5 protein-coding genes and 1 pseudogene are annotated in these 7,524 nt (G+C 70.4%); all 6 read left to right on the forward strand.

The genetic code is table 11. From position 1 onward, the window contains the following. Nucleotides 1–884: pseudogene (locus AC2VON_RS03480) on the forward strand (peptidoglycan D,D-transpeptidase FtsI family protein); the annotation flags it as partial. Nucleotides 885–1,036: 152 nt separating this feature from the next. After that, nucleotides 1,037–2,569: a UDP-N-acetylmuramoyl-L-alanyl-D-glutamate--2,6-diaminopimelate ligase gene (locus AC2VON_RS03485; RefSeq protein WP_486951694.1), complete on the forward strand. Its 1,533-nt coding sequence runs from the start codon at nt 1,037–1,039 to the stop codon at nt 2,567–2,569. Then, the gene (locus tag AC2VON_RS03490; protein ID WP_486951695.1) at nt 2,566–4,092 is read left to right on the forward strand and encodes a UDP-N-acetylmuramoyl-tripeptide--D-alanyl-D-alanine ligase; all 1,527 of its coding nucleotides are present in this window, start codon (nt 2,566–2,568) and stop codon (nt 4,090–4,092) included. Before AC2VON_RS03485 ends, AC2VON_RS03490 begins: the two co-directional genes overlap by 4 nt. Then, nucleotides 4,089–5,168 (forward strand): phospho-N-acetylmuramoyl-pentapeptide-transferase, encoded by a 1,080-nt coding sequence (mraY, locus tag AC2VON_RS03495; RefSeq protein ID WP_486951696.1) that lies wholly within the window; start codon nt 4,089–4,091, stop codon nt 5,166–5,168. The genes AC2VON_RS03490 and mraY overlap by 4 nt, the downstream gene beginning before the upstream one ends. Before the next feature lie 6 nt (nt 5,169–5,174). Then, nucleotides 5,175–6,665 carry a UDP-N-acetylmuramoyl-L-alanine--D-glutamate ligase gene (gene murD / locus AC2VON_RS03500; protein ID WP_486951697.1) on the forward strand — a complete coding sequence of 497 codons (1,491 nt, stop codon included), beginning with the start codon at nt 5,175–5,177 and terminating at the stop codon, nt 6,663–6,665. A 180-nt stretch (nt 6,666–6,845) separates the two neighbouring features. Continuing rightward, nucleotides 6,846–7,524: FtsW/RodA/SpoVE family cell cycle protein (locus AC2VON_RS03505; RefSeq protein ID WP_486951698.1), on the forward strand; the 679-nt coding region annotated here is incomplete at its 3' end.

Consider the following 7,524-nt stretch of genomic DNA (forward strand, 5'->3'; position numbering starts at 1 on the left):
CGGCGAACAAGGTGGTAACGGCCGCCGCCACCATCGAGTACGGGCTGAGCAACCCCGACGAGGTGCTGTCGGTGCCCGGCTCGATCGCCATGGGCGACGCCACCGTTCATGACGCGTGGGAGCACGGCACGGAGTCATACACCACCACCGGGGTGTTCGGTAAGTCGTCCAACGTGGGCACCCTGAGGCTGGCTCAGCGCGTCGGCCCGGAGCGGTAGTTCGACCTGCTGGAGAGGTTCGGCCTGGGCAGCCGCACCGGCGTCGGGTTGCCAGGCGAGAGCGCCGGGGTAGTGCCGCCGATTGCACAGTGGTCCGGCAGCACATTCGCCAACCTGCCTAGCGGGCAAGGTCTTTCGATGACACTGCTGCAGCTGGCGGGGATGTACCAGGCCATCGCCAACGACGGCGTCCGGATGCCGCCGCGAATTGTCAAAGCGACCATCGCCCCCGACGGTAGCCGCACCGATGAGCCGCGCCCGCAGGGAGTTCCGGTGGTCTCCGCGCAGACGGCCCGGACCGTGCGCAACATGCTGCGCGCCGTGGTGCAGCGTGACCCGATGGGCTATCAGCAGGGCACCGCGCCGAAGGCCGCTGTCGACGGCTACCAGATCGCCGGTAAAACCGGGACCGCACAGCAGATCGACGCCGGCTGCGGCTGCTACTTCGACGACGTGTACTGGATCACCTTCGCCGGGATCGCCCCCGCGGACGATCCGCGCTACGTCGTCGCATTGATGATGGACAATCCGCAGCGGGCCGCGGACGGATCACCGGGTTCCTCGGCAGCTCCGCTGTTCCACAACATCGCGAGCTGGCTGTTGCAACGCGACAATGTGCCACTGTCGCCGGACCCGGGCCCACCGCTGACGCTGCAGGCTGTCTGAGGCGAACCTCGCTTGCGGAGACCGCCGCTCACCGGCTCTGCCGGGCAGTGGTGAAATGCGCCCAGTTGTGCAGTGTTTGCCGCTGGATCCGGCAACACACGAGGCCGCTGGGTAATCTCAGGGCGGACCGCAGCGGACGGAGGTGATCTCGGGTGCCCGTTTCGTTGCGTCCCAGCCGCACCGCAGGTGCGTCGCTGCCATTGCTGGTCGCCCGGATCGGCGCGGTGCCCGCCGACGGCGGTGCCGTCCCGGAGTGGCCGATTACCGGAGTGACGTTGCGGGCCCAGGACAGTCTGCCCGGCGATCTGTTTGCGGCGCTGCCCGGCTCGCGGACGCACGGGGCCCGATACGCGGGCCAGGCGATCGAGCGCGGTGTGGCGGCGGTGCTCACCGATGCGGCCGGAGTCTCCGAAATCGGCCCACTGCGCACGGTGCCGGTGCTGGTGCATCCCGCTCCGCGCGGCGTGCTGGGTGAATTGGCCGCCGCCGTCTACGGGAACCCGTGTGAGCAGCTCACCGTCATCGGCGTCACCGGCACGTCCGGGAAGACCACCACGATCTATCTGGTCGAGGCAGGGCTGCGGGCCGCAGGCAGAACGGCGGGGCTGATCGGTACGGTCGGGATTCGCATGGACGGCGCCGACCTGCCCAGCGCGCTCACCACCCCGGAGGCGCCGGAACTACAGGCCCTGCTGGCGCTGATGGCCGAGCGCGGCGTCGACACCGTGGCGATGGAGGTGTCCAGCCACGCGCTGGCGCTGGGCCGCGTCGACGGAATGCGGTTCGCGGTCGGCGGATTCACCAACCTGTCGCGGGACCACCTGGACTTCCATTCGAGTATGGCGGCCTACTTCGACGCTAAGGCACGGCTGTTCGACCCGGCTTCCCCGCTGCACGCGGCCACCGCGGTGGTCTGTGTCGACGACGACGCCGGGCGTGCGATGGCCGCGCTGGCCGGCCCGCCCATCACCGGCGTCACCGTCAGCACGACAGGCCAACCCGCCAACTGGCGTGCCGAGGACGTGGTGCCGGGCAACGATGGTGGTCAGGAATTCACCGCCGTCCATCCGGCCGGCGTGCGTCATCGAGCGGGCATCGGGCTGCCGGGCCGCTACAACGTCGCCAATTGCCTGCTTGCATTGGCGATCCTCGACGCGGTCGGGGTGTCGCCCGAGCAGGCGGCCCCGGGCCTTCGGGATACCCGGGTGCCTGGGCGGCTGGAGCGGGTCGATCGCGGCCAGGACTTCCTGGCACTGGTCGACTATGCCCACAAGCCGGGCGCGTTGCGGGCGGCGCTGGCCACACTGCGCCGACCCGGGGGCCGCCTGGCGGTCGTGTTCGGTGCGGGCGGCGACCGCGACCCGGGCAAACGGACCCCGATGGGCCAGATCGCCGCCGAACTTGCCGATCTGGTCGTCGTCACCGACGACAACCCGCGCAGCGAGGACCCGGCAGCCATCCGCCGCACCATCGTGGCCGGCGCGACGGCGGCGCACACCGGCGCCCGGATCATCGAGGTTGCCGACCGGCGGGCCGCGATCGACTACGCAGTCGGCTGGGCGCAGCCGGGCGATGTGGTGCTGATCGCCGGCAAGGGTCACGAAACCGGGCAGACCGCCGGCGGGCACACCCGCCCGTTCGACGACCGGGTCGAGTTGGCGGCCGCCCTGGAGGCGCGCCGGTGATCCCGCTGAGCCTCACCCGCGTCGCCGAGATCGTCGGTGGCACCCTGGCCGACATCGACCCCGCGGCGGCGGCGCGCGCCCGCGTCACCGGTGCCGTGGAATTCGACTCACGAAAGATCGCTCCCGGCGGGCTGTTCGTCGCGCTGCCCGGGGCACGCTCCGACGGTCACGAGCACGCGGCGGCGGCGGTGGGGGCCGGAGCGGTCGCGGTGCTGGCAGCCCGCCCGGTCGGGGTGCCGGGGATTGTCGTGGCGCCAGTTGCGCCCGACGCGCACCCAAGCAGCCGGGCCGGTGTGCTCGAACACGACACCGACGGGTCCGGGGCGGCGGTGCTGGCCGCACTGGCCAGGCTGGCCGCGGCGGTGGCCGCCGACCTGACAACCAACGGGCTGACCACCGTCGGGATCACCGGCTCGTCGGGCAAGACCTCGACGAAGGACATGCTGGCCGCCGTGTTGGCGCCGTTGGGACACGTGGTGGCACCGCCGGGGTCGTTCAACAACGAGCTGGGCCATCCGTGGACGGTACTGCGCGCCGACGAAAGCACCGATTACCTGGTGCTGGAGCTGTCGGCCCGTCATCGGGGCAATATCGCGGCGCTGGCGGCCGTCGCGCCGCCGCAGCTTGCGGTGGTGCTCAACGTCGGCACCGCACACCTCGGTGAGTTCGGGTCGCGCCAGGCTATCGCTCAAACGAAATCAGAACTGCCGCAAGCGGTCCCGTCGTCGGGAGTCGTCGTACTCAATGTCGACGACCCGGCTGTGGCGGCGATGGCCGACAAGACCGCGGCCCGGGTGGTGCGGGTGAGCCGTACTGGGCCCGCGGACATCTGGGCCGGGCCAGTGACCCTCGACGAGCTGGCCCGTCCGCGCTTCACGATGCACACCGGTGCGCACGGTTCCGTCGCGGTCGACGTCGCGCTCGCGGTATCCGGAGACCATCAGGTGGACAACGCGCTGTGCGCGGCGGCGGTCGCACTGGAGTGCGGCGCCAGTGCGGAACAGGTGGCCGTCGCACTGGCCGGCGCCGGCCCGGTGTCGCGTCACCGCATGCAGGTCGGCACCCGCGACGACGGGGTGACGGTCATCGACGACGCCTACAATGCCAACCCGGACTCGATGCGGGCCGCGCTGCAGGCGCTGGCCTGGATCGCCCACCGAACCCACCGCAGGCGCAGCTGGGCGGTGCTGGGTGAGATGGCCGAACTGGGGGAGGACGCGATAACCGAGCATGATCGCGTCGGCCGACTGGCGGTGCGATTAGATGTGTCTCGTCTTGTTGTCGTCGGAACCGGGAGAGCTATGAGCGCGATGTATCACGGCGCGGTCATGGAAGGCTCGTGGGGGGCTCAAGACAGAGGGGCCGTTATGGTCGCCGACGCCGACGCCGCCCTGGCGCTGCTGCGGACCGAACTGCGCTCGCCGGACGTGGTGCTGGTCAAGGGCTCGAACGCGGCCGGACTGACAGCGCTCGCCGACGCGTTAGCCCACCACGACCCGGACAACGAAAGCGCCCCCCGATGATACGGATCCTCATCGCCGCCGGCGTCGCACTGACGGTGACGATCCTGCTGACGCCGGTGCTGATCCGGCTGTTCACCCGGCAGGGCTTCGGCCAGGAGATCCGCGCAGACGGCCCACCCAGCCACCAGACCAAACGCGGCACGCCGTCGATGGGCGGGGTGGCCATTGTGGCCGGGATCTGGAGTGGCTACCTGGGTGCCCAGCTCGCCGGTCTGGCCTTCGACAGCGCGGGACCGTCGGCGTCCGGCCTGCTGGTGCTGGGGCTGGCCACCGTGCTCGCCGCGGTCGGATTCGTCGATGATCTGATCAAGATCCGCCGATCGCGCAACCTGGGCCTGAACAAGACCGCCAAGACGGTCGGCCAGATCACCGCGGCGGTGTTGTTCGGCGTGCTGGCACTGGGTTTCCGCAGCGCTGCCGGCCTGACGCCCGGAAGCGCGCAGCTGTCGTATGTGCGCGATATCGCCACCGTCACCCTGCTCCCCGCGGTGTTCGTGCTGTTCTGCGTCGTCATGGTGACCTCCTGGTCGAACGCGGTCAACTTCACCGACGGCCTGGACGGACTGGCCGCCGGGGCCATGGCAATGGTCAGCGCGGCCTATGTGCTGATCACCGTGTTCCAGCACCGCAACGCCTGTGCCATCGCACCCGGCCTGGGCTGCTATAACGTGCGCGACCCGCTGGACCTGGCGCTTCTGGCCGCCGCTACCGCGGGCGCCTGCATCGGGTTCCTGTGGTGGAACGCCGCCCCGGCGAAGATCTTCATGGGCGACACCGGGTCGCTGGCCCTGGGCGGCGTGATCGCCGGGTTGTCGGTCACCAGCCGCACCGAGATCCTGGCGGTGGTGCTGGGCGGGTTGTTCGTCGCCGAGATCCTCTCGGTCGTGGTGCAGATCCTGGCGTTTCGCACCACCGGTCGCCGGGTGTTTCGGATGGCGCCGTTTCATCATCATTTCGAGCTGGCCGGCTGGGCGGAAACCACGGTGATCATCCGGTTCTGGCTGCTCACCGCGATCAGCTGCGGGCTGGGCGTGGCCCTGTTCTACGGCGAGTGGTTCGCAGCGGTCGGCGGCTGAGCTGAGATGACCGTTGCCACCGCCGGGCTGACGCCGTTGGCACCCGGCGTGCCGGTGCTGGTCGCCGGTGCGGGTGTGACCGGGCGCGCGGTGCTGACGGCACTGCGGCCGCTGGGGCCCGCGTTGACGGTGTGCGACGACGATCCGGTGGCGCTGCGCCCGTACTCCGGCGCCGGGGTCGCGACCGTGAGTCCGGCCGCGGTCGTATCGGGCATCGGAGAATACGCCCTGGTCGTGACCAGCCCGGGTTTCCCGCCGGGCGCACCGGTGCTGGTTGCGGCGGCACGGGCCGGTGTACCGGTCTGGGGTGATGTGGAGTTGGCGTGGCGACTCGATGCGGCGGGTAGCTACGGGCCGCCGCGGCGCTGGCTGGTGGTCACCGGCACCAACGGCAAAACCACCACGACGTCGATGCTGCACGCGATGTTGACAGCGGCGGGCCTGCCCAGCCTGCTGTGCGGCAATATCGGCAGCCCCGTGCTCGATCTGCTGTCGCGGCCGTCCGGCCTGTTGGCCGTCGAGTTGTCCAGCTTCCAGCTGCACTGGGCGCCGTCCTTGCGGCCGGCGGCCGGCGCCCTGCTCAACATCGCCGAAGACCACCTGGACTGGCATGGCACCATGGCCGCCTACACCGCCGCCAAGGCGCGGGTGCTCCGCGGACGGGTGGCGGTGGCGGGGTTGGACGACGCCCGCGCGGCGGGCCTGCTGGCCGGTGCCGCCGCGCCGACCCGGGTCGGCTTCCGGCTCGGTGAGCCGGCTCCCGGTGAACTGGGGGTGGCCGACGGGATGCTGGTCGACCGTGCCTTCTCCGCCTCCGCCGACGGCCTTGCGCTGGCACCGGTGGCGTCGATACCGGTGCCGGGTCCAGCCGGGGTGCTCAATGCGCTGGCCGCTGCGGCGCTGGCCCGCTGCGTTGACGTGCCCGCGGAGGCGGTTGCGGCCGCGTTGGCGTCGTTCCGGGTGGGGCACCACCGCGCCGAACTGGTCGTTGTCGCCGACGGGATCAGCTATGTCGACGATTCCAAGGCCACCAACCCACACGCGGCACAGGCCTCGGTGCTGGCCTACCCGCGGGTGGTCTGGGTGGCCGGGGGTTTGCTCAAAGGCGTTTCCAGCGGCGCCGTCGACACCCTGGTCGCCCGGGTCGCCGACCGCCTGGCCGGCGTCGTGTTGATCGGTCGTGATCGCCACCGGTTTGCCGATGCGTTATCGCGACACGCGCCGGATGTCCCCGTTGTTCATGTGGTGACAAGCGACGATGCTGGTATGCATGATGCTGCTGAGGTTTCTGTTACTCATGTGACACAAGTGATTGACGTCGATGATGTGTCCGTGAGCTCTGCGGTGATGACAGCGGTGGTGGCTGCCGCCCGTGACCTGGCCCGGTCGGGCGACACGGTCTTGCTGGCCCCGGCGGGAGCCTCGTTCGACCAGTTCACCGGCTATGCCGCTCGCGGCGAGGCGTTCGCTGCCGCCGCGCGCGCCGCGGTTCGGTAGGCCGGCGTGACCAGCGTGACCAGCGTGCTGATCCGGTTCCTCAGGCCGGTGCTGAGGTGGGCCACCACGTCCGGCCGGCCCACCCCGGAGGCGGCCGGGGCCGGCGGAGACACTGCCGAGGCTGCCCCGGCCGACCCGGCCAACCCGGCCAACCCGGCCACGGACCCGACCGGGGCTGCGTTGGTACCGCCAGCGAAAACCAGGTGGTCCGGGCCGCGCACCCGGTTCGGCACCTGGCTGAACCGGCCGATGACGTCGTTTCACCTCATCATCGCCGTTGCCGCGCTGCTGACCACCCTCGGCCTGATTATGGTGCTGTCGGCTTCCGGGGTGCGCTCCTACGATATGGACGGTTCGGCGTGGGTCATTTTCGGCAGACAGGTGCTGTGGACGGTGATCGGCCTGGCTGCCTGCTACCTGACGCTGCGGATGTCGGTTCGGGTCATGCGTCGTATCGCGTTCACTGGATTCGCCGTCACGATCGTGTTGCTGGTGCTGGTGCTGATCCCGGGCATCGGCACGATCGCCAACGGCTCTCGCGGCTGGTTCGTGGTATCCGGTTTTTCCATGCAGCCGTCCGAGCTGGCCAAAATCGCCTTCGCCATCTGGGGCGCACACCTGTTGGCCGCCCGGCGGATGGAGCGGGCGACGCTGCGGGAAATGCTGGTTCCGCTGGTCCCGGCCGCTGTCATCGCGTTGGCGCTGATCGTGGCGCAGCCCGATCTGGGGCAGACGGTGTCGCTGGGCATCATCCTGCTGGCGCTGCTGTGGTACGCCGGCCTGCCGCTGCGGGTGTTCAGCAGTTCGCTGGCCGCGGTGTGCCTGTCCGCCGCGGTGCTGGCGATCTCCGAGGGCTACC

The sequence above is a fragment of the Mycobacterium sp. TH-M82 genome (genome assembly GCF_057473605.1).